General features: G+C 34.3%; 21 protein-coding genes. 16 read left to right on the forward strand and 5 right to left on the reverse strand.

The window, feature by feature from the left end; genetic code table 11:
* Positions 1-17: 17 nt before the first annotated feature.
* The 6 genes from ureG (at position 18) to AC4IFE_RS01785 (ending at position 6,826) form a co-directional block, all read left to right on the forward strand.
* Positions 18-656, forward strand: coding sequence for an urease accessory protein UreG (gene ureG, locus AC4IFE_RS01760; RefSeq protein WP_048502094.1), 639 nt, complete (start codon positions 18-20; stop codon positions 654-656).
* A complete protein-coding gene (locus AC4IFE_RS01765) occupies positions 657-1,445 on the forward strand; it encodes an urease accessory protein UreD (protein ID WP_490754398.1) in 789 nt (262 codons plus the stop codon). It begins immediately after the preceding gene.
* Positions 1,446-1,586: 141 nt separating this feature from the next.
* The gene (locus tag AC4IFE_RS01770) at positions 1,587-2,288 is read left to right on the forward strand and encodes a hypothetical protein (protein ID WP_490754399.1); all 702 of its coding nucleotides are present in this window, start codon (positions 1,587-1,589) and stop codon (positions 2,286-2,288) included.
* 177 nt (positions 2,289-2,465) lie between these two features.
* Positions 2,466-3,356, forward strand: a complete 891-nt coding sequence (locus tag AC4IFE_RS01775; RefSeq protein WP_490754401.1) for an urea transporter — start codon at positions 2,466-2,468, stop codon at positions 3,354-3,356.
* 146 nt (positions 3,357-3,502) lie between these two features.
* On the forward strand, positions 3,503-5,749 hold the full coding sequence (locus AC4IFE_RS01780; protein WP_490754402.1) for a TonB-dependent receptor: 2,247 nt from the start codon (positions 3,503-3,505) through the stop codon (positions 5,747-5,749).
* Positions 5,750-5,938: 189 nt separating this feature from the next.
* Entirely contained in the window at positions 5,939-6,826 is an 888-nt protein-coding gene (locus AC4IFE_RS01785) for a helix-turn-helix domain-containing protein (RefSeq protein WP_490754404.1), read from the forward strand.
* Between the two features lie 141 nt (positions 6,827-6,967).
* Here AC4IFE_RS01785 and AC4IFE_RS01790 read toward each other — a convergent pair whose 3' ends face one another.
* On the reverse strand, positions 6,968-8,074 hold the full coding sequence (locus AC4IFE_RS01790; RefSeq protein ID WP_490754406.1) for a DNA topoisomerase IB: 1,107 nt from the start codon (positions 8,072-8,074) through the stop codon (positions 6,968-6,970).
* A 201-nt stretch (positions 8,075-8,275) separates the two neighbouring features.
* Entirely contained in the window at positions 8,276-8,713 is a 438-nt protein-coding gene (locus tag AC4IFE_RS01795; RefSeq protein WP_490754407.1) for a DUF6526 family protein, read from the reverse strand.
* 290 nt (positions 8,714-9,003) lie between these two features.
* Between AC4IFE_RS01795 and AC4IFE_RS01800 the strand changes: the two genes are divergently transcribed.
* The 10 genes from AC4IFE_RS01800 to AC4IFE_RS01845 all read left to right on the forward strand — a co-directional run bounded on the left by AC4IFE_RS01800 (position 9,004) and on the right by AC4IFE_RS01845 (position 19,816).
* The gene (locus AC4IFE_RS01800; RefSeq protein ID WP_490754409.1) at positions 9,004-10,773 is read left to right on the forward strand and encodes an aminopeptidase P family protein; all 1,770 of its coding nucleotides are present in this window, start codon (positions 9,004-9,006) and stop codon (positions 10,771-10,773) included.
* A gap of 490 nt (positions 10,774-11,263) precedes the next feature.
* Positions 11,264-11,830 (forward strand): Crp/Fnr family transcriptional regulator, encoded by a 567-nt coding sequence (locus tag AC4IFE_RS01805; protein ID WP_490754411.1) that lies wholly within the window; start codon positions 11,264-11,266, stop codon positions 11,828-11,830.
* Positions 11,831-11,891: 61 nt separating this feature from the next.
* Entirely contained in the window at positions 11,892-12,914 is a 1,023-nt protein-coding gene (locus tag AC4IFE_RS01810) for a saccharopine dehydrogenase family protein (protein WP_490754412.1), read from the forward strand.
* Positions 12,911-13,486: an NAD(P)H-dependent oxidoreductase gene (locus AC4IFE_RS01815; RefSeq protein WP_490754414.1), complete on the forward strand. Its 576-nt coding sequence runs from the start codon at positions 12,911-12,913 to the stop codon at positions 13,484-13,486. Before AC4IFE_RS01810 ends, AC4IFE_RS01815 begins: the two co-directional genes overlap by 4 nt.
* 270 nt (positions 13,487-13,756) lie before the next feature.
* On the forward strand, positions 13,757-15,142 hold the full coding sequence (gene mnmE, locus AC4IFE_RS01820) for a tRNA uridine-5-carboxymethylaminomethyl(34) synthesis GTPase MnmE (protein WP_490754416.1): 1,386 nt from the start codon (positions 13,757-13,759) through the stop codon (positions 15,140-15,142).
* Between the two features lie 267 nt (positions 15,143-15,409).
* Positions 15,410-15,961, forward strand: coding sequence for a helix-turn-helix domain-containing protein (locus AC4IFE_RS01825; RefSeq protein WP_490754418.1), 552 nt, complete (start codon positions 15,410-15,412; stop codon positions 15,959-15,961).
* Positions 15,954-17,180, forward strand: a complete 1,227-nt coding sequence (locus AC4IFE_RS01830; protein WP_490754419.1) for a tyrosine-type recombinase/integrase — start codon at positions 15,954-15,956, stop codon at positions 17,178-17,180. Before AC4IFE_RS01825 ends, AC4IFE_RS01830 begins: the two co-directional genes overlap by 8 nt.
* Positions 17,177-18,247, forward strand: coding sequence for a hypothetical protein (locus AC4IFE_RS01835; RefSeq protein WP_490754420.1), 1,071 nt, complete (start codon positions 17,177-17,179; stop codon positions 18,245-18,247). The genes AC4IFE_RS01830 and AC4IFE_RS01835 overlap by 4 nt, the downstream gene beginning before the upstream one ends.
* A gap of 278 nt (positions 18,248-18,525) precedes the next feature.
* On the forward strand, positions 18,526-18,903 hold the full coding sequence (locus AC4IFE_RS01840) for a helix-turn-helix domain-containing protein (RefSeq protein ID WP_490754421.1): 378 nt from the start codon (positions 18,526-18,528) through the stop codon (positions 18,901-18,903).
* 16 nt (positions 18,904-18,919) lie between these two features.
* Positions 18,920-19,816, forward strand: coding sequence for a hypothetical protein (locus AC4IFE_RS01845; RefSeq protein WP_490754422.1), 897 nt, complete (start codon positions 18,920-18,922; stop codon positions 19,814-19,816).
* A 223-nt stretch (positions 19,817-20,039) separates the two neighbouring features.
* Here the strand turns inward: AC4IFE_RS01845 and AC4IFE_RS01850 are convergent, their stop codons facing one another.
* From AC4IFE_RS01850 to AC4IFE_RS01860, 3 genes are all read right to left on the reverse strand, one after another.
* A complete protein-coding gene (locus AC4IFE_RS01850) occupies positions 20,040-21,137 on the reverse strand; it encodes a reverse transcriptase family protein (protein ID WP_490754424.1) in 1,098 nt (365 codons plus the stop codon).
* Positions 21,138-21,303: 166 nt separating this feature from the next.
* Entirely contained in the window at positions 21,304-22,584 is a 1,281-nt protein-coding gene (locus AC4IFE_RS01855; protein ID WP_490754425.1) for a phosphoribosyltransferase-like protein, read from the reverse strand.
* A 251-nt stretch (positions 22,585-22,835) separates the two neighbouring features.
* Positions 22,836-26,693, reverse strand: coding sequence for a hypothetical protein (locus AC4IFE_RS01860; protein WP_490754427.1), 3,858 nt, complete (start codon positions 26,691-26,693; stop codon positions 22,836-22,838).
* Between the last annotated feature and the right edge of the window lie 3 nt (positions 26,694-26,696).

Consider the following 26,696-nt stretch of genomic DNA (forward strand, 5'->3'; position numbering starts at 1 on the left):
ATAAATAAAATTAAAAAATGGAAAACAGAAAATATATAAAAGTAGGAGTTGCCGGGCCTGTGGGTTCTGGAAAAACAGCATTATTGGAACGCTTAAGCAGAAAATTATTCGGAAAATATGATCTTGGGGTGATCACGAATGATATTTATACAAAAGAAGATGCCGAATTTATGGCAAAAAACAGCCTTTTGCCTCATGACAGGATTATCGGGGTAGAAACAGGAGGCTGCCCGCACACCGCGATCCGTGAAGATGCAAGTATGAATCTGGAAGCAGTAGACGAGCTTGCAGCACGTTTCCCGGATATTGAACTGGTACTGATCGAAAGTGGCGGCGATAATCTATCCGCAACATTCAGTCCGGACTTAGCGGATGTAACCATTTTCATCATTGACGTAGCCGAAGGAGAGAAGATCCCGAGAAAAGGAGGACCTGGTATTACAAGATCAGATCTGCTGATTATTAATAAAATAGATCTTGCCCCACACGTGGGAGCCAGCCTTGAGGTCATGGAAAAAGATGCCAGGAGAATGAGAAACGGGAATCCTTTTGTTTTCACCAACCTTAAAACAGATGAAGGTCTGGATAAAGTGATCGGCTGGATCAAAAAATATGCACTTCTGGAAGAAATTGAAGAACCGAACCTGGTAAGATAGATGGACAGCCGTTTACATATCATTGCAGGATTCAAGGATGGAGGATCTTATGTGAAAGACCTCTATGTTTCACTTCCATTTAGGGTGGTTTCCGTAGGGCAGAGGAAAAGTGACAACAAGCTTTACCAGATGGTAATGAGTTCCTCTCCCGGAATCCTGGATGGAGATCATTATTATCTGAACATTGAGCTGGAAAAAGGTTCATCCTTGCAATTGCAGTCGCAGTCCTATCAGAGATTATTCAATATGAAAGATAAAGCTGTTCAGGAGCTTAATGTAAAGATGGACGACAATACTTCTTTTGCTTATGTGCCTCATCCTGTGGTTCCTCATGAAAATTCCAATTTTCAGAGTAAAGCTAATATTCAGGTAGGAAAGAACAGCCAGATCATCATCAGTGAAATTATTACCTGCGGAAGAAAGCATTACGGTGAGGTTTTTAAACTGAAACGCTTCCAGAATCTGATGGAAATCTACCATGAAAATAAGCTGGTTATCAAGGATAATGTTGTCATTCAACCGGATCTGATTCCTATCAGCAGTATTGGAAATCTGGAGCAGTATACGCACCAGGGAACCCTTATTTTCTACAGTACAAAAAACAATATTGACAAAAATAATTTGGTTGAGACTATTGTAGAACTGGCAGAACAGCATAAGGAAGCAATGGAAGTAGGAGTTTCCGCTATGGAAGATAATGGTTTTGTGGTAAGGGCTTTAGGCCACGGAGGCGAACTGATGTATAATTTTTTCCTTCAGGCTCAGGAAATCCTTTGGTCTTTAGAATAAATAATCGGTTTGATTTCTTTTTGAATTACGGCAGAATGCAATTCAATAGGAGTGGGCTTTAGCCCGCTAAAAAAATAAAAACATTAATAAATGGCTTTAGCCAAACCTAAATAAGATTAGGCATAACAGAAAAACAGAAGAATGGACAGTACAGTTTGGGCACTTCTCATAAGTGCCGTTTCAATAAGTTTTATACACACAGCTTCCGGACCGGATCATTATCTGCCGTTTATTGTGCTTTCAAAATCCAAAAAATGGAGCAGAATGAAAACGGCTGTCTTAACTGTTGTCTGCGGATTCGGGCATGTATTGAGCTCTCTGATCTTAGGCTTCATCGGAGTGTTTTTAGGTTGGCAGCTGAATAAAATATCATGGTTTCAGGATATCAGAGGAAATTTTTCAGGATGGGCCTTGCTGATATTTGGGGGGATCTACTTAGTGTATGGATTGATCCAGGCTATCAGAAACAAACCTCATAAGCATTTCGATGTGATGGGGGATGATGTATATGTTTATGAACACAACCACACTGAAATGGTGATGCCTCAGAAAAGAATTAAGGTAACTCCTCTGGTTCTTTTCATGATCTTCGTGATGGGTCCCAGTGAACCGCTGATTCCTTTGCTATTCTACTCAGGAGTGAAACATTCGATGTCTGAAATTGTGGTACTGGTTACTTCATTCACATTAACAACTGTTCTGACAATGCTGGGAATGGTTCTTCTGGGGCGCTACGGCTATTCAACGTTATTCAACACAGAAAAATTGGAAAGATATATGGGAGTGGTAAGCGGTGCTGTGGTAACAGTCTGCGGCATTGGGATGGTGTTTCTGGGATGGTAAGCAGGGTTTGAGAGTCGGAGAGCTTTAGAGTCAGAATGTTTAGGGTTAGAGTGAAAAAGAAACTACTCATTTTCCAGCTCTTTAAAATCTGAAATCTGATGTCTGGCATCTGAAATCTAAAATCTTTACTTCAAGGCATTAATACACTTTAAATAATACACTATACATAAAAAAACTATGGACGAAATTTTTAAAAAACTCCCTTTTATAGACAACATTTTAAAAGGAATCGGGCAGATTATGCTCCAGGAAAACAGATGGACGGGGCTTCTCTTCCTCATCGGAATCTTTATGGGAAGCTGGCAGGGTGGTGTTGCGGTATTACTTTCAACAATCGCAGGAACTTTTACCGCGATGAAGCTTAAATATGATCTTTCCGAAATCAATGCAGGGCTTTATGGTTTCAGCGCTGCGCTTGTGGGAGTTGCATTGTCATTTGTTTTTCAGACAACTGTGGTCATTTGGATACTTATTATACTGGGAGGTACTTTGGCAGCGATTATCCAGCATTTTTTCATTCAGAAAAAGATTCCGGTATTTACATTGCCCTTTATCATTATTACATGGGGGTGTGTATTTGTATTGCATCATTTCACACAGATTCCTCCTTCGGAAATGATCTCAGCTTCGGCAGTTCCTACGGACTATGATGATTTTCTGACCTGTACCAATGCTTTTGGAGAGGTAATATTTCAGGGAGGAATACTTTCGGGGATCATTTTCTTTGTGGCCGTTTTCATAAGCTCGCCGGCGGCGGCACTGTATGGTTTTGCAGGCGCTATCATAGGGTCTTACATATCCCATATGAATGGTGAGCCGATCGAGAAGATACACATGGGGCTTTTCGGGTTCAATGCGGTACTTTCTGCTATTGTCTTTTCAGGATTTAAAAAGAAAGACGGACTTTGGGTACTGATAGCAGTTGTTATTACAGTTGTTATAGATGATCTCCTGATAGATCATAACACACTGAGTGAAGTAGGAGGTGTACTGACTTTCCCGTTTGTTGCGGGAACATGGATAACCCTTGTAATTCAAAAAATATTTAAAGCAAAAAAAAATGATTAAGATACCTTTAAGCAAAAAGAGGAAAGAAGTGTACAATATTTAAATCTAAAATTTAAAATCTAGCGTCTGGCATCTGAAGTCTTGTCTCTTGGTTCTAGGTTCTTGACTCTTACCAGACACTAAACAAAATAAATATTCAATTAAAAATGAAGATAACTAAAATAGCAGCCATATTTCTGGCACTGGCTTTTAACGGAAAAATATCAGCTCAGGAAACAGAAAAAAAACTGCTAGTAAAAGATGCAGAAGATAAATTTCCAGTCGCCGATGTATTAGTGAAATACAACCACGGAAACAGCCATACGCATTCAGGAACAGACGGAACCTTTATCATTCCTGATGCCAGTCTTCCTGATACGCTGATGATCAGCCGTCAGGGATACGATGAGGTTAAATGGGTGGTAACAAATGGTGAAGATCAAAATAAAGTTATCTTTTTACAGCACAAACCTTATCAGATCTCCGAAGTATCTATTAATCACAGTTCGTTTTTAACGGCTATTACCAAAGTGGACCTGAACAAGTTTCCAGTGAATTCCGCTCAGGATCTGCTGAGAAAAGTTCCCGGACTGTTTATTGCACAGCATGCAGGAGGCGGAAAGGCTGAGCAATTGTTTCTGAGAGGATTTGATGCAGACCACGGTACAGATGTGAGCGTCAACGTGGACGGAATGCCGGTAAATATTGTTTCCCATGCGCACGGACAGGGATATTCCGATCTGCATTTTGTGATTCCTGAAACCGTAAATAATATTGATTTCGGGAAAGGGGCCTATTATATGGACCGTGGAGATTTTAATACCGCCGGATATGTGGATTTTCAAACCTATAACGGATTAAAAAACAGCGTGGTCAAACTGGAAGGCGGTTCATTTAATTCAAAAAGAATTTTGGGAATGTTCAATATTCTGCATGATGATACAGGAAGGAAAAATGCTTATGTAGCTGCAGAATACAACTATACCGACGGACCTTTTGATGTAAAGCAGAATTTTAACAGAGTTAATATTTTCGGGAAATATAACCAGTGGATTACTGATAATGATTATTTCAACATCCAGTTCTCAACATTTAATTCTTCGTGGAACGCTTCCGGACAGATTCCTGAACGGGCTGTAGATGAAGGAATTATAGGCAGATGGGGAAGTATTGATCCTACGGAAGGCGGAAAAACTTCCAGAACCAACCTGCAGATGAACTTTAAGCACATTATTTCATCTTCGGAACAGATGGATGTCATGGCTTTTTATTCGAAATATAATTTTAATCTCTATTCAGATTTTACTTTTTATCTGAATGATAAAGACCATGGTGACGAAATCCAGCAGACAGACGGAAGAAACATCTACGGAGCCGAGATAAAATATACCAAAAGCTTTACATTCGCAAATAGCTCTTTGAACTGGATTTCCGGAGTAGGATTAAGAAATGACGATATCAATACACTACAGCTCAATCATGTTTATCACAGAGATCTTCTGCTGGACAGAAAAGCTGACGTGAACGGAACAGAAACCAATCTTCATGTCTATTCAGGATTGATCTGGAAAAGCGGAAAATGGACCGTTAATCCGGCTTTGAGAGCAGATCATTTTATTTTCAATATGCATAATCTTCTGGACCCGGAACAACTTCCTTCGGGACAGTCAAAAGAAGCCACAAGATTAAGCCCGAAACTTAATTTTTCCTATGCTCAGAACGATAATATCATGTGGTTTCTGAAAACCGGAATGGGTTTCCATTCCAATGACCTGAGAGTAGTTGTCCCGAATCCTGATCAGAAAACACTTCCGTATTCCATAGGCGGAGATTTTGGGGTGAGGCTGCATCCTTTTAAATCATTGATTATTACTCCGGCTTTATGGTATATGTATCTTCAGCAGGAGTTTGTTTACGTAGGAGATGATGCGGTAGTGGAACCATCCGGAAAATCAAGACGCTTCGGGGCGGATCTGGGAATCCGTTTCCAGCCGGTGGAAAATTTCTATTTCAATGCAGATATCAATTATTCCCATGCAAGATTCATTGAGGAAGAAAAAGGTCAGGATTACGTTCCGCTGGCTCCTGTTGTCACCAGTACAGGATCCGTTAACTGGGATTTTCTGCAGGGATTCTCGGTAGGGTTTCAGTACAGGTATCTTGGATCAAGACCTGCTGTGGAAGACAACAGCATCAAAACAAAAGCTTATTTCGTCAATGATCTTATGTTATCCTACAGCCGCCAGAAATGGGGTGCGAATATTCAGGTAAACAATCTTTTCAATGTAAAATGGAACGAAGCCCAGTTTGCCACGGAAACCCAGTTAAAAGGCGAAGCAGAATCCGTTACTGATCTTACCTATACGCCGGGAAGCCCGTTGGGAGTGAAAGTAGGAATGTATTATAAATTTTAGGGTTTGAGAGTGGGAGAGTTTGAGAGTTTGGGTGTAAAGGTATGGTAGAATATTGAAAAAAAATCTTTTGAAAATTTATCAGGATATTTCCAACTTGATTGACTCTATCACCCTAAAACTCTCCCACTCTCAAACCTTTTAACCTGATTAAGCAAATTTTGTCTAACTTTATTAAATTATTTATCGGATATGGAAGTATTATCCAATTTTCAGTATAAAAAGCTTTTCCTCCCGAATATTACGGAGAAAATATTAGCCAATAATGCCGATATACAGCTTTACCGGCTGGAGAATTATCTTAAAGGAATTCTGATCCCGGTGATTCCGTACCGTACGACCTTTAACTTTATTATTTTTGTAACCAACGGTCATATCCGGCAATATCTTGAAAATAAGGAGTATCATGCAGAAAAAGGAGGTGTAATCTTTATCAAACAGGGAACAATTACTGCCACCCTGGAACTCTCCGATGATATCGAGGGATTTTTCCTGGCCTACGAAAATAATGTTCTGTCCGAACAGGAACTGCCGAAGCATAAAAGCAGTATCTTCTTCATGACCCCTTTCCTTAATCTCGACAGCCTGACCTATGGAACAATTACCCAGCTTCTTCCGATTATGGAACAGGAAATATGGTTGAATAATCTGAATATGAACGAAGTTATTGTCACAATGCTACATCTGATCCTGATGAAAATGCTGAACACGGACCCGGATAACCATCACAAATCAGCAACAAGGCCAATGGAGCTTTCGCTTCAGTTTCGTGACCTGTTGTTTAAATATCACGTACAAGAAAAAAGAGTGGCTTTTTATGCAGATAAATTATCGGTAACGGAGAGTTATCTTAACAAGTGTGTGAAAAATGTTACTCAAAAGTCACTAAAACAGTGGATCAATGAGATTGATATCAATTATAGCAAAGCCTTGCTTCACTCGAGCAGGGATATTGCTGAAATTGCCTACGAACTGAATTTCCAGACCGCCTCACACTTCACCCAGCTTTTCAAGAAAATTGCCGGTATTACGCCCAAAGAATACAGATCGCATTTTTTAACCAATAAAATTACAGTGTAAAAGGGGAAATTTATTATTTTAATATATTCTTGGTTAGCCAAAACAATTTGCAGTCTGTGGATTAAGGAAAAATCAGCAATAAAAACCTATATCTAAGGTTTGGGCTTCCATTTTCAAGAATCTGCTTTATGTCCTTTTAACCTACATCTTTTCATTCTCCAGAATTTTCAGGACAAGCTTTTCTTCATGAGTAAGACCTGCTTTTCCGTCATTTTCTTCAATCTGTTCCAGTTCGTCAAGATATTTTTTAATCGTATTATTCTCATAAAGATTGATCACCAAAGGGTGTACATAATACTTTTTACATACCGTACTGGTATTTCCCAGATGTTCGGCAACGATTTCCAGGGCCTCTTTTACCTTTTTTTTATATTGGCTGTTGTTTTCGGCGTAGCCTATCTCTTTAAAAGCGATCAGAGCACTTACTGTTCCTGACCATGTTCTGAAATCTTTGGCTGTAAAATCTTCTCCGCTGATCTCCTTAATATATTCATTAACCATCCCTGAATCTATCGAATGGCGGTTTCCATCATCATCAAAATACTGAAAAAGTTCTTTTCCGGGAATATCCTTGCATTTCTGCACAAGTCTGGAGAGCCTTTTGCTTTTAAGATCAATATTATGCATAACCCCTTTCTTTCCTTTAAACGAAAAGGAAATTTTCTGACCGTTAATTTTCACATGTTTGCCTTTCAGAGTGGTTAAGCCAAAAGAGCCATATAGCTTTTCATAGGCATTGTTGCCGATACGGATGTTCGTATGCTGCATCAAACTGACAATTAATGCCAGGATTTTTCTTTTCTCGAAATTTCTTAAAGCAAGATCCTGCTCTACCTGAAGCCGGATATTGGGCAATGCATACCCAAACTGAAGCATTCTGTAAAATTTGGTGTGGTTTCTGAGTGCGCTCCACAGCGGATGATAACGGTACTGTTTCCTTTTTTTTACATCAAAACCTGTAGCCTGAAGATGACCATTGTCCAAGGCACATATCCAGACGTTTTCCCAGGCAGGAGGTATCACCAGCTTATTGATTCTTGAAATTTCATCCTTATCCTTGAGTTTTTCACCGTCTTTGTAATAAGAATATTTTTTTCCCGTTTTTTTGCGGGTAATCCCGGCAGTTTCCGCATCGGTGGTATATACAAGATGTACCGCCTTTGCGGAGGCTTCGGGATCCTTCATGATCTTGATAATTTTTGAAGGCTTTAAGTGGGAAATAATTTCCAGATCCGTATTCTTCTCCATAAAAAATGGTTAAGAGTTCTTACCCCTCGAAAAGATTAAAAAAAGGATTACTACTACTGCAACGACCAGGATAATTCCCCACCACATTCCAGCCTTAAAAATAGTTTCAATTGCTTCACAGCTTGTTAACGTTAGCAATGTGAAAACGATCATACTGTATAAAGTTAACTTTCTCATGATATAAATATTTTTGGTGTTAAATCAGATTCTCTGGCGATCAGCTCTCCAGTTCTTGATAGAACGCTTGATCTCGTCTCCTGATATATTTTCGTGAAGTGCCCGGTACAGAAGTTCCCTGAATTCATCATCATAGGCGAACCTTAATGCTGCTATTTGGTCAAATCTCAGCTTATCTGCCGTTTCATCAGATCTCTGTCCGAAAATTTCAAAATACCGCTGTTTAAATTCAAGCATTACCATACGGTTCTGAAGTCCCAGCGCATAATGCTGTCTCGTCATAAAAGCCAGGTAGAAAAGCAGAAATATCACGGTTGAAAATAATATCCATATCAGCTTATTTTCAGGATCGTCCCAGATTTTATAAATCCCAAGAATTTCCAGCACGATCAGTAGCGGAAGATAAATAAAATGATGGGGAGGATAAAATTTCCTGTGATTTTTATAATTCTGCTCTCTCATGTTATAATACTAGCAATAATCTCTCCAAAACCTTATATGTTTAGCAATAATGTTGTTTTTGTGGTATGTAAGTATATTATTACAATAGATATTGTTGATAAAATCATCAAGATGTAAAAAATATATTTCATCTGAATCCAGAATAAGCGTTAAAATTAAACGCGATAAAATTTTTACGGATTGAATGCAGAAACAAAGAAAAATAACAGATTATTAACGAAAATACAGGTTGGAATTCATTTCCAAACCTCAATTTTTTTGTAACTTTCGGTGTTTTAAAAAAGAAAAGAATGACTTCAAAGGAAAAAGTGGCCGCACTTCGTGAAGAAATGCAAAAAAATAATGTTGATGCATTTATAATATATTCTGCAGATCCCCATATGAGCGAATATCTGCCTGAAGAATGGCAGGAAAGAGCTTGGCTGTCAGGATTTTTAGGTTCTGCAGGTTTTGTAGTAATAACAAAAGACAAAGCGGGGCTTTGGACGGACGGAAGATACTTTACTCAGGCTGCCCTGGAGCTGGAAGGTTCAGGAATCGATCTTTTCAAAGACGGAATGGAAGGGACACCCAATTATATTGACTGGATTATTTCCCAGATTCCTGCCGGAGGAAAAGTGGCCGTTAATGCAGTTGCCACTTCAAATGCCAATTGGGAACTGCTTTCGCAAAAACTGCAGTCAAAAAATATTGCCTTAACAGATTTTCCGTTATTAAAGGAGATCTGGAAAGACAGGGGCACACCCTCAAAAAATCCTATTTTCGTACATCCTGTCGAGAGAGCCGGAAAATCTGTTACAGATAAACTGGGAGCAATCCGTCAGAAAATGGAAGAACAGGAAGCTACTGTTCATATTATTTCCAGTCTCGATGATGTAGCCTGGACACTGAATTTAAGAGGGAGTGATGTACAGAGCAATCCTGTATTTTTAGGATATATTGTCATTACCAAAAATGACGCAGTGCTGTTCACAGACCTTGAAAAGCTGGAAGTTGAAGCAAGAAAACAGATGGATGATTCCTTTGTGAAAATGATGCCCTATGAAGAATTTTACAACTATCTGAAAGCCTTTAAAGATGAAAAAATCCTGGTTTCGCCAAACAGCAACCAGATGATCATTGAAACTTTAAAAGAAAACAACCAGTTTATAAAAGCTCCGGTTCCCGGTAACCTGATGAAAGCCCAGAAAAATGAAACTGAACTGGAAGGATTCAGAAAAGTGATGGTAAGGGACGGTGTTGCCATGGTAAAATTCCTTTACTGGCTGACCCATCATGCAGGGAAAGAAAGTATGAACGAATATTCTATCGGTGAAAAACTGAGAGGCTTCCGTGCAGAAGGAGAAAACTTTGTTGGGGAAAGCTTTGGCAGCATTGTAGGATATAAGGATAACGGAGCTATCATGCATTATTCTGCAAAAAGTGAAGGAAGTAAAGAAGTTACCAATGATGCAAGTATCCTGGTAGATTCAGGAGGACAGTATCTGGAGGGAACGACCGACATTACAAGAACCCTGGCTTTAGGAGCTGTTTCCGATGAGTTCAAAAGAAATTCTACCTTAGTGCTTCAGGGCATGATCCGTTTATCGATGGTAAAGTTCCCGAAAGGAACAAAAGGGGTTCACCTTGATGCCATTGCACGGCTTCCACTCTGGATGGAAGGGAAGGACTTCAATCATGGAACAGGCCATGGAGTAGGAAGCTTTATGAACGTTCATGAAGGTCCGCAGAGCATCCGAAAAGATATGAACCCGCAGGATCTTCTTCCGGGAATGGTATGTTCCAATGAGCCGGGATATTATCTTGAAGGAGAATACGGAATCCGACATGAAAATCTGATTGCTGTAAAAGAAGCGGAAAAAACAATTCATGGAACTTTCTATGAATTCGAAACCCTGACGTTCTGCCCGTTCTTTAAGGATACTATTGTAAAAGAAATCCTTTCAGAAGAAGAAATAACATGGCTGAATAACTACCACAGAACATGTGAAGAAAAAATAGGTCCTTACCTTGAAGGAGATGTTAAAACATGGTTCCTTGAACTGGTAAGTCCTCTTTAGTAGGTCAATAAATGGTAATTGTGAATAGTCAATGGTCAATTTTTGGACCTTAAATATTGAATTCCATACTTAGAACATTAATAATTGTTAGATAAATTCTGAAGCCCTACGGAGAAATCCGCAGGGCTTTTTTATACCTGCAACCGTATTTTCACGGATATAATTTTAGGGATTCCCCTGACAGAAAACCCTGCGGGACGATCTATCTTTGTGTCAATAAAAATGCATCATTTCATATCTTCATATATTTATTAAATTCAAAGCAGGTAAACCATTTCGTTCTGAAATGGTTTTATTTTTCATCATCGGGTTAAGATTTCTCACAGATAGAATACATTCAATTTTGAATATAATCATACTTAATTCAATGGAGTAAGGTTATAAGCATCAAAGAAAATTTCAAAGGCTTGCAGTCGCTTTGTATTTGTTTAATTTTGCAAAAAACACGTTGAAGAAAAACTTTCAGGATTCTAATTGCAATTTGAAAAATATGATAGAAAACTATTTCCGGAGCTTTAATATATTCTCAGACCATGAGATTGAAGATTTTTTACAGCTTTTTGAAACCAGAAAAGTGTATAAAAATGACTTTTTTGTGCAGGAAGGTGACAAATGCAGGGAAATAGCATTTATTATATCAGGAATATTCCGTTCCTATTATATCTCGGATAATGGAAAGGATATGACCTACTGCTTCAGGTTTCCCAATCAACTGATGGCTAGCTATTCCTCATTTATTGCAGATTGTCCCAGCAGGGAAAATATGCAGGCTATTACCGATGCCGATTTGCTGGTTTTAAAAAAAGAGGCAATAGATGATCTGATAAAAGATGATCTTAACTGGACAAAATTTTTAAAGATGATAGCAGAACAGGAATATCTTGAGCTTGAGAAAAGATTTTTTCAGCTCCAAAGAGACAGTGCCTCACAGCGGTATGAAACGCTGCTTGGCAATCAACCCGATTATGTACAGAAAATTCCTCTGCAGTATTTGGCATCTTACTTAGGAATTACACAGAGGCATCTTAGCAGGATCAGAAAAGAAACGGTCATATAATTTTTGGACATTTGTCCTGTGCCCCAGCATTACAGCTCTATAATTTTGTAAAAAAAATAATATGGAGCACAATATTCTGGTTGTTGGAGGAAACGGCCTTGTAGGTAAAACAATTATCCGAATTTTAAAATCAAGAAATCCCCAGGTTAATATTTTCATTGGTGGCAGAAAAGGAGGAACGGGCAATCATCTTAAAATTGATGTTACGGATCCCGGGACTTTTCAGGTGATTCTGGAAAAGGAAATAAATCTGGTCATTCTTTCTGTGAATGATAAAGAGGATAATATTCTTCGTTTTGCCATCGAAAATAAAATAGATTATCTGGATATCACCAAACCGACTCCCGACCTTGTCAAAGCGTATGCAATTGCTAAAAACAGAAATGTCAGGAGCAGGATTGTATTCAGTTCCGGATGGATGGGAGGTATTGTCAACGGATTGGTAAAAACACTTGCAGGTAATACAGGCGACATTCAGGAAGTGAAGCTTTTTGTATACTACTCCGTGAAAGACCTTGCGGGAGAAAGCTCAGCCCACTTTATGGCTGAAAACGTAGCAAAGCCATTTATCAGGTATGAGAATAACCGACAGGTTCCCATAAAACACTTTTTGGATTCCGAAGATTTTGATTTTTCTTTTGGAATAGGGAAAAGGGAAGCCTATAACTTTGATGTTCCGGATTTATATATTCTCAATCAGATAGAAAAAATACCTGATGTCAGTGTGAAGATGACTTATAACTCTAAATTTATTACATGGCTTTTAGGCGCATTTCAAAAGGTGAGGATTTTTAATATTTTATCACTTAAAGAACGGAGAATGATTTTCGGATCAAGTGGAAATGGCGATCAAAGCGTATTTGAGATTATTATAAAAACTAAATCAGGGAATGAAAAATTAAGCCTGCAAAGTACAAAAGGACAGGCAGAATTAACGGCACTTTCTGCAGTGCTTCATACGGAAGAGCTGTTGAAGAATTCCCATGAAAATAATACTTATTTCAGTCATCAGCTCCATCAGCCATACTCACTTCTAGAGAAGCTTAAAGCTTATGAATCCATAAATATAAAAACATCAAGATGAAAAAAATAGCCATCATCAACGGACATCCCAATAAGAATTCATTCAATTTCGGAATGGCAGAAGCTTACAGGAAAGGAGCCGAACAATCAGGCGCTGAAATCAGAGAAATCATAATAGCCGAATTGGAATTCGATCCTGTTCTTCACTTTGGATACCAGAAAAGAATGGAGCTGGAACCTGATCTGTTGAAGGCTTGGGAAACCGTACAATGGGCAGATCATCTGGTGTGGATTCATCCGGTCTGGTGGGGAGGTTTACCTGCGCTGATGAAGGGTTTCATTGACAGGCTTTTTCTTCCCGGATTTGCCTACCGGTACAGGGAAAATTCAGTTTGGTGGGATAAGCTGCTGAAAGGGAAAACCGCCCATATCATCACAACACTCGATCAGCCGGGATGGTATTACCGGCTTTTATATGGAAGGCCCAGCATTAATCAGCTGAAAAAATCAACGTTGGAATTCTGCGGTGTAAAACCGGTGAAAATTACTTATATAGGTATCATACGGAATTCTACCGAGGCACAGCGTGTCGGATGGCTTCAGAAAGTGAAGGAATTGGGCAGAAGACAGTAAGCTGTCATTGCAAGGAACAAAGGGGCGAAGCAGCCTTATTTAAAAAAGGAATGTTTAATTCCTGGAGACTTATAATTATGCAAGAGCTTTTTTACAGAATTATAGGGTATCTTAACACAAATAGCACAAAGGTTTAGCACGAATTGAGATTGCTTCGTCACTTTGTTCCTCGCAATGACTTTAAAACTCCAATAATTCCAATCAAAGACATAGACAATCTGTATAAAATACCCCATCAGAAATTAGCCTGAAAAAACGTAAATTTGCATCATGAATAACGATACGATTTGCGCACTGGCCACAGCCAATGGAGTGGGAGCTTTAGGGATTATCAGGGTTTCAGGGAACGATGCTTTACCGGTTGTCCAGAAGAGTTTTCCGGGCAAAAAACTGGAAAAGCAGAAGTCTCATACCATCCATTACGGATATTTTATGGATGGTGAAGAAGCTATTGATGAAGTAATGCTTTCTATTTTCCTGGCTCCGAAAAGTTTTACTACAGAAAATTCTGTGGAAATAGCTTTTCACGGTTCACCGCATATCGGAAAACGTATTTTGGAAACTCTGACTAAGAACGGGGCAAGAATGGCCAAGGCAGGAGAATTTACCCTTCGTGCTTTTATCAATGGAAGAATAGATCTTTCACAGGCGGAAGCCATTGCGGACGTGATTGCCTCTGAAAATGAAGCTTCCCGAAAAGTAGCGATCAATCAGCTGAAAGGAGGAATTACCAATGAAATATCAATCTTAAGGACAGATCTTCTGAATTTTGTGTCCCTGATTGAGCTGGAACTGGATTTTGCTGAAGAGGATGTAGAATTTGCTGACAGATCAGCCCTTAACGGACTGCTGGATAAGATCGAATTAAAATTAGACTCTCTTATTGAAAGTTTCCAATATGGAAATGCCATCAAAAACGGAACAGCAGTGGCCATTATCGGAAAGCCGAATGCCGGAAAATCAACCTTACTAAATGCTTTACTGAAAGAAGAAAGAGCAATCGTTAGTAATATTGCCGGAACTACAAGAGACACGATCGAAGAAGTGCTCCACATCAAAGGTCATGCGTTCCGCTTGATTGATACGGCCGGACTCCGTGAAACGGTTGATGAGATCGAAGCCATCGGGGTAAAGAAGGCCAAAGAAAAAGTAGAAAATGCCAATATTCTTGTATATCTGGCAGATGCCGCGACAGAAGATTATTCTGAAGATATCGAAATGATAAAATCCCTGCAGAGAGATGATCTGAAACTGATTATCTGTGCTACAAAAATTGACGAAGTGTTGCCTCCGAAATATGAAGCTGTAGAAGATATTTTCAGAAATGAAATTCCCCAGGAGTTTGATTTTATCAGAATATCAGCGGTAGAAAACCAAAATATCCAGGATCTTAAAAATGAACTGTCTTCCTACGTTGAACAGTTAAAGTCCCAGGAAAATAATGTAGTTATTACGAACCAAAGACATTTTGAAGCCCTTCGCAAATCTTTGGAGGCTACCCATAAAGTAAAAGAAGCCATTTCTTTCCAGATCTCCACAGAGCTGCTGGCCTATGAACTGAGAAATGCTCTGGAACATCTTGGTGAAATTTCCGGTGAAGTAACCAATGATGAGGTGCTGGGGAATATTTTTTCTAAGTTTTGTATCGGAAAGTAGGCTGTGTTTTAAATTGTATATAGATTGCAATTACAATAATACAAAAAACCCTTTAAATATAGTATTTAAGGGGTTTTTTATTTGCTTTCTGTTTTGTTTCAAAATTTAATATTGAAGAATATATACATTCTATTTGTTTCTATTTCGTTTCTATGAATTTAATTTGGAATAAATTTTGTAATTTCATCGTTAAAAAATATTACATTTTGAAACAATGAGAAACATGAGGAAACAATGTGAAACATTTCTGAGGAGAATTTAATTGTTATGGAAGTCAATAAAATTTGTCAATTCTGCGGAAATAGATTTGTAGCCAAAAGAACAACTACTCAATGTTGCTCTGATGACTGTGCTAAGAAATTCTACAAAAAGAGAAAGCGTAATGAAAAGATTCAAGCGAGTGATAAGGATTTGGAAGTGCAAATTAAAGGTTATGATATTGAAGAAATTCAAAAGAAAGATTACTTATCAATCAAAGAAGTTATGCTTTTACTTAATATTAGTAGAACATCAATTTATCGAATGTTAAAAGAGGGCAGATTAAGCAAATTAGAAGGCTTTAAATCGGTTAGGATTAGAAAGATTGACTTAGATGCACTCTTCAGGCAAAAAGCCGAAAATAACGAAGAAAAACAATATAATTTACCATATTTCTGTGATGACAATTATTACACGATTAACGAAGTCTTAGACTTATTTAAAGTGAGTTCTGGTTCATTTTATCATTTATGCAAAAAACATAATATTCCGAAAATTCCAAAAGGTAAAAATGTTTATGTTCCCAAAAACTTAGTAAATACAATCTTCAATAATGAGTAAAAAAGTAACTGTACTGAAAAAACTTGTAAAAGGTAATAAGAGTAATCTATCATTAAATTTTTATCCTCCTGTTTTCAATAGGAAGACTGGCAAATATACCCGCTATGAAAAAACAAGTTACTTTTTATATAATGATTTTCAAAGTGAGATTATTTATTACAATGATTCAAAAGGTAAAAAGCAGTCTAAAATTGAAATTGTCACAGATAAAAAAGGTTTTCCTAAAAAACTAACATTAACTCCAGCTCAAAAACTTCATAATAAAGAAGTCTTGGAAATGGTTGAGCTATACAGAGCTAAAAGATTCAAAGAAATAACAAAGCCTGACATTTATACAGAAACAGAATTAAAGTCTTTAGAATTAGCGGAAAATAAAAGCAAAATCTTTACTGAATATTTTAAGGAAAAAGCCCAAAATGCAACTAGTTCTGCAGGTGCATGGAGTGGGAGCTACGGACATTTTATAAAATTTTATGGAAATATTCTGTTTCAAGATATTAATAAGACTCTCATTGAAGATTTTAAAAATAAGTTACTTAATGCTTATCAGTTAAAAAGTACTACACATAAAATTAGCAGAAATTCAGCAGCAAGTTATTTTATTAGGTTTATACAGGTTTTAGAAATGGCTTATGATGAAAACTATCTTTCTCAAAGTTTTAAGGGGCGAATAGAATGGATTGAAGAGGAAGAGGTAATGAAAAATTTCTTGACTATAGAAGAATGTAAAATATTATTTACTACTGATTTTCCCGATGAAGCATTAAAGAAATATTGCATTTTTGCCCTTTTGAGTGGTTTAAGATACAGTGATATTAATAGCTTACAATGGTGTGATGTAGTCGAACGGGAAGGAATTAACTATATATTTTTCAGAATGAAGAAAACCTCAGCCTTTCAGTATCATCCAATTTCAGAAGAAGCTATAAGGTTGATGGGAGAAAGAAAAGACAAGACAGATTTTGTTTTTGATAGAATTGCGTATCACTCATTGAATGATAATTTAAGAAAATGGCTTTCAAAGGCAGAAATTGACAAAAAGGTTACTTTTCATAATTTTAGAACTTCTTATGCAGTTGCTCAATTAGAAGCAGGAGCGGATATTTATCTAATTTCCAAAATGCTCGGTCATAAAAATGTAACAACAACAGAGATTTACGCAAAAATAGTTGACAAGCGTAAAGCAAATACCATTAATAATATAATTTTAGGAATATGATAAATTTTTTACCTGCTATTTATGATGACTTTGACTTTTCACCACTATTTGTACATTATTCTACGGCGGATATGTATAGTAGTAATGATGTTAACTTTACAGAATACCCGTTTTCTCGATTTAGATATTTCTTTTGGGAAAAAAAAAGATTGCCAGCATTTTTACAAATAGATGAATCTCGGATTGAAAGATTCGATATGTTCAAAAATATATTCACAAGAGGAGATTATTTCTACCTTATAGCTTATCAATATTTTAATCATGTTAAAGATTATGGTTTTGAGTATAAAGTTGAAGGAAGAATGAAAATTGAAGATAATGGTAGTTTAAAAACAATTTCCTTTTTTGAACCTTTATACAATGCCTTGATTGAGGAAAAAAATAGATGTCAAATATTACTAAGGCATGAATATATCTTATTAAAAAACAAACATTCTTACACAAATAAACTCACTCAGTTGATGATTGGTGATTATTATGATTTAGATGATGCGATAAGAAAAGAGAAAAATGTTTTTGCCAAGTATGGAATTGTTATAAAGGAAGTTTATTTACAAATTTTTAGGGATTTTTATTCAAACTTTGCGGATTATTTATCAAACGAAAATTTTGAGATTTTAAAAAAGCTTGTATATCCGTCCAAAAAAGAGGTTCAATCATTTAAATTGGCAACAAGGAATAACTATAGGAATCTAAAGGATATGGATGCAAGATTTCAGATTATATCATCTATTCAAAAGAGTCTAATTGACAATGGATTTATTTCAGATACGACTACCTATGAACAAATTAATGACCTTTTTAATAATAAGCGAAGAGAATTGCATAAAATCATTTGGCTTAAGAATGTCACAGCTTTACATACATTTTACAAAGTAATGGAAGAAGACAAAATTATACAGGATTCAGAGGGAGAACATTGGAAAATTTTATCAGATTATTTCATTTTAACAAAGGATTCTGAAATAACGAAAGAAGAACTTAGAGGCAAGAAAAGGTCTACAAACCTAAATATGGTAGATGAACTTAAAGATACTTTTAGTTTTTTGAAAAAGATTGTTGCATAAACTTGATATTCGTATGAATAACTAAAAACAAGGCACAAGTTTATCTAACAATTTGACTGAACTATGATTGTCACTTTGTCACGACTTAAAACTACACTCCACCTCTAAAAATTTTTTAGACTTTCTTAAATTTTTCCCATAACCTATAGCATAAATGAATTATTTCTCGATTAATATATAATTCAAGTTGTTGAAAATCAACAAATAAAAACTCTTACTGTATAGTAGGAGTTTTTTTGTTTTTGGCACAGTCGCTAAGTTATTGATGTAACCGTTGCATGAAAGATAAAATCATGACGGCGAAAACCAGCCATAACGAAAATTTCGATTCTATAATCGAAAAATTGGTACAGAGACAAGTAAGTGAATATTTCTCTGCTTATACAACAGAATTGGAAAAAATAATTGAAATAGCTGATTCAAAAGCTATTCTAACAGTCAAAGATGTTGCAGAACTTCTTGACATGAATGAACGAGTAATAGTTCAAAAGATTAATTCAGGATTAATTCCTGCTTATAAATGTAAGATTACTAATAAGTTTTTTGTGTTAAAGCAAGAATTAATTAAAGAGATTACATCAGGAACTCAGTATAAATCAATTTCAATGATTAACGCTGAAGTCAATCGTGGATTTGATAATAGAAAATATGTTTAATCTTAATCCATAAGACATGATAGATTACATTAAAGCATATTTTCCTGACAAGAATGAAATTTTTGAAATTATGCAAGAAAATTACAATCTCGAAAAAATCAGTTATTCCCGATTTGATAAAAATAAAGATACAGATGTTTTATATGAGACTTATAAGAAAGATTTTGAAAATATGCAGCTTAAAATTACTAACCAGGGAGCATATATTCATAATTCTTTACATCATTTTTACAATAAAATATTACTTGGAATTGATGGGAATTATAATGATTTTAGCCATTCATCACTCAGCAGTTCAATCGGTTTTTTAGAAGAACAAATTAAATTCCCCGTTAAAAAATTGCAACTTTCACAAGGTTTGGAGTTTGGGTTAAACCTAACTATACCTTTTGATTTAGATAATTTTATTTTAAATGAATGTGTACTCTACGATTTTTGTCAAGCATCAAAAGTGCCACCGCCAAATGATGAATTGGTTTATAAAGAATTTGAGAAAGGTAACTATAGGCTTAAAATATATCACAAAGGCAGGCAGCAATGTCACGGAGAAAATATTTTAAGAGTTGAAGTCAAGTTTTTAGATAAGCGAGATTTCAATAAAAATAATATTTATGTTTTGAGCGATTTATATAATAAAGATAATCTCATCTTTTTCTATAATAAATTAAACACCCTCATAAATTTCAAATTAATGTGTATTGATAATATTGAAGATAGACAGTTTTCCAACTACAAAAAAAATAAACTTTACAAATATAGTTCTCATAAATTCTGGGGAGAATTGGATAGAGATAAGTTCAAACTTGAATCAAAAAAAGTTTATCCCTATCTTGAAAAAAATAATTTATTAGAACATAAAAATATTCTCTTAAACCTGATGGACAGGAAGTTCGTTGAACTATTAGATAATTAATTTACGGACATTGTATAAGTGAACGTAAGTGTACCTTATATTCTATCTGAAAATGTATATAAGTGAAAGCACTACCTAAAATGATTGGTTTTCCCGCGATAAGGTAAACCAATCATTTCTGTAAATTTCTTATCTATTAATTAAAGTCAAAATATGACCAAAAAGGTTTACATATAAAGTTGAAACTGTAACTTATTTTTGCTTATTGAATTCAATTAAGTAGTTACAATGGCCAGTCAATCTTATTGAATTGATTAAAGTACTCTTGACCTAAATCTTGCTCAATTGAAAATATAAAACAAATATTTCCATATAACCAATCTTTAAAGTTTCTATTTTTTATTTTTGACCTATTTAAATGTCCCATAACTCCATTCTTAATACAGTGATATAAATGATGTTCTATCTCTTTCTTTTTTCGTTTGATTACTTTGACCTCATTATTATGAACTGACAATCCTGTAACAAAATACGAATTACCTCGAACTAGAAATTTTGTCTTCCCCAAATTCACAAATAAATTTTCACTATATATTATTTTATAAATTATTTTTTTCAGGTGTACCAAATCTTCCTTTTTTCCAGAAAATGTTAAATCATCTGCATATCTAGAATATTTAACATTTTTTTTTGAGCATAATTTATATAAGCGTAAATCCAAATTTCTTAAAATAAGATTTGCGAGTTTTGGACTTGTAGGAGCTCCTTGTGGTAATATTCCTTCATCTTTAAATAATAAATATTTCAGTAAGTTATTTTCATTTTTTTTAAATGATTTATAGAATGTATCATTCTGTTTTATCGTACAAATTTTAGCTAATGATACACTTAAGTTTTTTTGGTATCCTAATGATTTAAAAATGCCATAAACTCTTTTTTCATTTATAGAATCAAAAAAACGAAGCAAATCGATTTTAAGAATACATTCAGCATTTAAATGAGATTCAGCATTTTTTTTTATAGAACTTAATTTATCAAAACCTTTACAACATTGATGTGAAGGAATTTTCTCTAATATATTCTTCAAAATCCATTTTTGTAAATATTTTAGTTCATTACTTGGTGTTTGAATAACCCGATATCCTCCTCTTCTTTTTTTTACTTTAAATCTTTTGTAATAATCAATACGACTTGAGTAGCAAATCTCTATAGTATTTTTTATACTAACTGTGGATGCTAAACATAAATGAGGCAATGAAAACAATACAGGTAAATCTTTGTTGATTAGTTTTGTAGCATAATCAACTGTGTCTTTTGTAAAATCTTCACTATGATTAAGTGCTAAAGCATTTTCTATGTATTTATCCAACGGAAAAGTCATAATGGCAACTCTTTTTTAAAATATGCGAAGCGTATTACACCACAACTCTCGAATACTTGGAAAGATGTTGTGGTGTGAAAGTTGATAAGTATCTTCAGCTAAACTTGAACAACTGTTCAGGTAATCTTGCTTATTATCTGTTTTTAAACAAGATATTGCTTGCCATTTATGACTTCCCATTGAAAGTTTTTGGTATATAATTTATTTGATTATCATTAAAATCATTTTTACTTTCAAATTTAAAAGCAAAACTGTTTTTTATACATTTTTTCGCATCGCTATATAATTCGAGACCTTTAAGTGATATCTCGTATTTACTATTAAATATTCCCTTTCTTTTTCCAAGTTTAAGGTATTCCAAATAATCTGAATGTAAAATACCTAATTTTTGGCAAATATTAAAATCATTATGTCCTTCTCTTGTAAGTTTTAAAATAGCGTATAAGGAAAAATCAATATGATTCACAGATTCAAATATTTTTTTTCCTCGAATAACTTCATAAGTAACAAACTCTCTTTGCAATCTATCTGTGCCAAATTCTTGTAAGAGACTCAATTCAAATGAAATACTTTTTCTAAAGTCCTTAGCTTTTGAAATTTTGTCTTGACTAAATCTAGGTAATAGTGAAGCCCATTTAAAATCACTATTACTATCTTGCCAAAAAATTGGCAGAGTATTGTTTGGGCAACCGTAAAAAAAACCTACTAATGACTGAGAATTTTCAAAACCTAAGGCATTATCATATTTAAATTTTTTAGATTTTAGCCTTCTAGGTTTAGTTAGTTTACATCCATATTTATAAGCAATTTCTCTATGCTGGTGTTGGTTTCTATATCCAAAGAAACTTGCGTCACTGGAAAATGCTTTCTTGTAAATATTTGATTTAGGAATTATTATATCATCAAAAAGTGGTTCAATATTATTAATGCCTAATTCCATACCAGCTATTCCTATAAAAAATATATTTTCGTAATAATCCCGTATTTCATTTAAGTCGCTATTCCAATAATCAATAACTGATTTTCCAGAACCTATAAAATCGTCAATTAGTACCAGTGTTTTGTGAGTAGTTTTATCATAGTTTTTTAACAATATACTATTGGGACATAATTTTATTCTTTCAGAATTTATTTTATAAATATTAGTCTTTTTCAATAGATAACTCATCATGCTTCCACTTTTACCAAAAGTGCCTATTGGATGTACTATCATACATTCAGATTTTTGTAATTTTCTGAATACTAAATTTAACTTTTCATGAAAAATTTCTTCAATTTCATTTGAGGTATAAACTGTAAAACGTTTAAGAAAATCAATGGCTATTTCTGTTTCTTCTTTTTCAAAATTATTGAGCCAATTCAATATCCCCATAGGAGTAACTGTATTTTTGAGCCTTCGAGAAAGAATATCTAAGGTAATACTATCTATATGGACTTCTATTGACATGGTATAATTTCAAAATTTATTGACTAAAGCCTTCACATTTGACTGCTTAAATGTGTTGTAATTTTATTCTAATATAATTATTTTCTTGTTTATATGCAATTCTACCTAACCCCATGTTAATTATATTTGTGTAAAATAATTAATATTAAATGAATGTGGGATGAAAAATAATTATTAATATATTATGTTAAAAAAAGACTGATTTTATAAAAAATATATAAAGCCAATCTTTCAATTTTACAAAGTTTAATTTATTCTAAACTTCTCAGCAAAGCATTTTCATCTTCCCATTTTGATTCATGTATATATTTATCTCGAAGATTTTTAAAAATTAGAGAAACATTTGGATGAGTAATTTTTGTTTCTTCAAACAGAGAATTGAAATAATTAGCTCTGAATCGTTCAATATCACCTCCCTCAAATGCTCCTCTGCTAGTGAATCCTAAATTATTAGAAATTTGAATTTCAAAAGCGATTTTGACTTCCTTAGTATTAATTTGTTCAATGAGGTCATAAATTTCACTTGGAAATCCTGTATTTTCTTTCATATTAATAGGATATTTTGCCAATAACTTTCCTAAACAATCATCCGTTACTCCAATCCTATGATTCTCTTCGGCAAGTTTTCGTACCTCTATTATCCAGTTTTTTAATACTTCTCCATCCAAAGAACCATCTTCCTGTAGTGAAGGGATTAAATTAAAGGAATTAAAGATACCCCATCCCATTTTAAGAATTTCGTTATATCCAGGATTATCTTTTACTTTCTGCAATTCAGATTCTCTAAGTTCATCATCATCTGGTAAATAAACCTGCGATAATATTCCAAAATATTCATCGGGCTTTTGTGACATCAATTTGTAAAGGTTTCTTGGCTTTGGTCCATAAGTACCTCCTCCAAAAATAAACATGAATTTCATTTCAATTTTTGCCGCCCTTTCTATATTATAATCGTCTTTTGAATATAGGAAATCCAAAATGTTTCTAAAATGATGATGGTCTAAATGAGACGTATCTCCAAAATCTGATAATGATACCTTTTCAAGTGCTGTCAAAACCTCCTCTGAAGTCAAAGTTGTTTTATGTACATAAGCCCCCCAGCCAAGTGTATTTAATAAGGTTATAGATTTGTTATGTTGTTCTAACTTATCCAAGGCATAAAAGAGTTCTTCTTTACTCTTTGTATATAAGAATCCTTGTTGAGATTGCCAATATAATTTTTCTACTTCATTATTATTTAAATCCGAGATGAACCTCCATAAATCAATATTACTTCTCAATGACATGAGGAAATTAGCCGTGCCCCGTGTTGAAAGACCTATTTTTAGCATCTCATCTAAAATATCTGTTTGTACCCTAAGGTTTGTCTTATTTTCTGAAGTTCCTATGAATGCTCTAACTAAGGATAAATGGTTTTTATTTGTAGATTCAACAAGTTTATAAATAATAGGTTTGTCTTCTTCTCTTATTTTATCAGAGATAGCTAGAATATTTCCATATAAGTATGGGTGTTCCGTATCTAAAGCTAATTCAAGTATTTTATTAACTCCATATTTATCATAGATATCCTCAACAAATAGAAGTCTTTTTGTTAAAATTTCCTCATCGTGTTTTGTATAATCATCCCATTGCTGTCCTTCAATAAACATCGGATAGGAGTCTTTAAATAAATAGATATCATTTAATAGGTTATCTTCTTGTTTAAATTTAAGTGCTACCTGTTCTATTTTATTAAGAATCTCTTTCGGTAAAGACCAATGTTCAGATAGATGACTTCTATGATTTCCTATAAATTTTCGGAACTTATGATAAATTTCATTTTTATGTATTTCATCAAAACCAATCGCAGTTTCTATTGCCAACAATGCTTCATCCATTTTATCCCATTCCATATCATCTAATAAATCAATAAGAATTAAAATCCTATCAATTCTATTTTTAGACATTTCAATAATATTGTCTATACAAAAATTACGCATATAGTAAACTTCACGTTGAGTTACTCGAATCTCTCTAAGTTCTGAAAACAATCTCCATTTTGGTCTTGGTACATGAAAGGCAGTATCAAATTTAGAATCAATGATTTCGTGAAGTAAATTATAGAGTGTTTCTGGATACTTTTTAATAAGGATTTCCATTATCTTTTTTCTGTCCTCTGCATTTGTGTTAGTTTGAGGATACCAAGGTCTATAAATATTTCTTAAATTACTTAATGGCGTGTTTGTCGTTGGAAAACTTTTAGGAGAGATTGATATTATTTCACACAATGCTACCGAGACTCTCATAAGATGTTCTGGAAACCAAGCAATAATATCGAGACACCATAATATAGGAGCTAGGTCATTTGAGGTATCTAGAAATCCTTGTTCCTCCTCAAAAAATACGGTAAAAGATTTATCTTTTATAATTCTTTCCAAATTATTTAAAAATACTATCGGAGAAGCTTCTGCTAAAAGCTGTAAATTACTGGACAATGACCTCCAGACTACCAAATCCATTTCAAGAATTTTCTGAACAATATTATCTGTATATGAAGAAATATTAGAGATAGAATCTAAGCCATAATTTTCTCCGAAAACAGATATAACATTTAAAGTCTCACAAAGTCCCTCTCTTAATTTTGATGAGTATGTTGTTCTATTTTCATTTGTTTGAAATAAACCACCTCTCTTTTCTAATGGTAAAGTATATTTGTACTGAACTTCATTTAAGACCTCTAAACATGCTTCCTGAAAATTCTTAAGGTCTTGCTGTGTTACATATTTAGCAAAATATAACCATGTATCAGTTGGTGAAATCAACCTCCATACTCCATTAATGTAATAAATAGGAGAGTCTTCTAATGTAACTAGAATTTTCAAAAACTGAATATACTCATCAGAAGACTTACCACTTAATTTTTCAATAATTTCTCTGTCTCCTTCAAGGTTTTCTGAAAAACGATTTATTAAAAGCATAGGAATGATATCCCTAATTTCAACACTATCTAAATATTTTGGTTTAGTGCTATCATTAAATTTTAGTAGTCTTTTTAATACAGAGATATTTCTTCCTGAATTTTTAGTCAAAACACCAGCTTGCTCAGAGTCTATACCCATTTTTTCTAAGCTTTTTTCAAATGTATCTCTCGAAACTATTGGTAATTGAATTTTTTCAGATGAAGTTGTTTCGTCTGAAAGGCTTATTGGAATTATTATTTTATGTCCTCTCTGTATAGCTCCACTTAAATCTATACTATCTATTTTGAATTTAGCAATGACAATTAATGGCTTTTCTGTCTGTGTAAATTGGTTAAAAGATTCTCTGTTATCAATAACAACAACATTATGATTTGATAAATCATTAGATTGTAAAACTGCTATTGGAAAAGCAACTGCTTCATCAACAGTTATTGATTTAATATAAAGTATTTTCTCAGTATTTGATAAAAATAACTTAACTGTTTCAATCTCTTTTAACCTGCTATCTCCTAATAACATTTCTGGAATAATTTTTACTGATTCATTTTCACTCCACCTTTTCCAATATTCTTCAATTGTATATATTCCTAATGTAGGTTTCTTTAATTTTTCAGCAAGCCATAATTCTACTGTTGGCGCCAATTCTAGCCATTGTTCTATATCTAATACATCTATATATCTAACATCTTTCCAAAAGCCATCAGCTTTTTTTTCTGTAGCCCATTTACTTTTATCTCTGTATTTTTTAGCATTAATATTAATGTATGTAGTATCTGTTGGATTTTTTCCTAAAGTATTTTGTTTCCGCTTTTCATAATCATCATCTGCCTTACCCTTTTTATTCATTGTTGTTCCGAATTCCCAAACACTTTCGCCTAACGGAACAAATACATTTTCAGATTCTGTATTAAGCTCCCCATCAAATCCACCTGTCTGAACGTCCTCTCCATAAGGGAAAGAAATATTTTTAATTGTATTATTATCGATTGTAGATAAAATTAATTTTCTAATAACGTGAGGCAAATGATATTTACATTCCACAGTATCTGCCCATCTTTCTAAATCGTTTGTATTTAAAAATCGCATATTTAATTTTTTTAGGTTATTTTTATAGTTATTTAAGAAAACAGTTTTAATATATCTCTGCACACT

Source organism: Chryseobacterium sp. UF-81 (assembly GCF_058245105.1).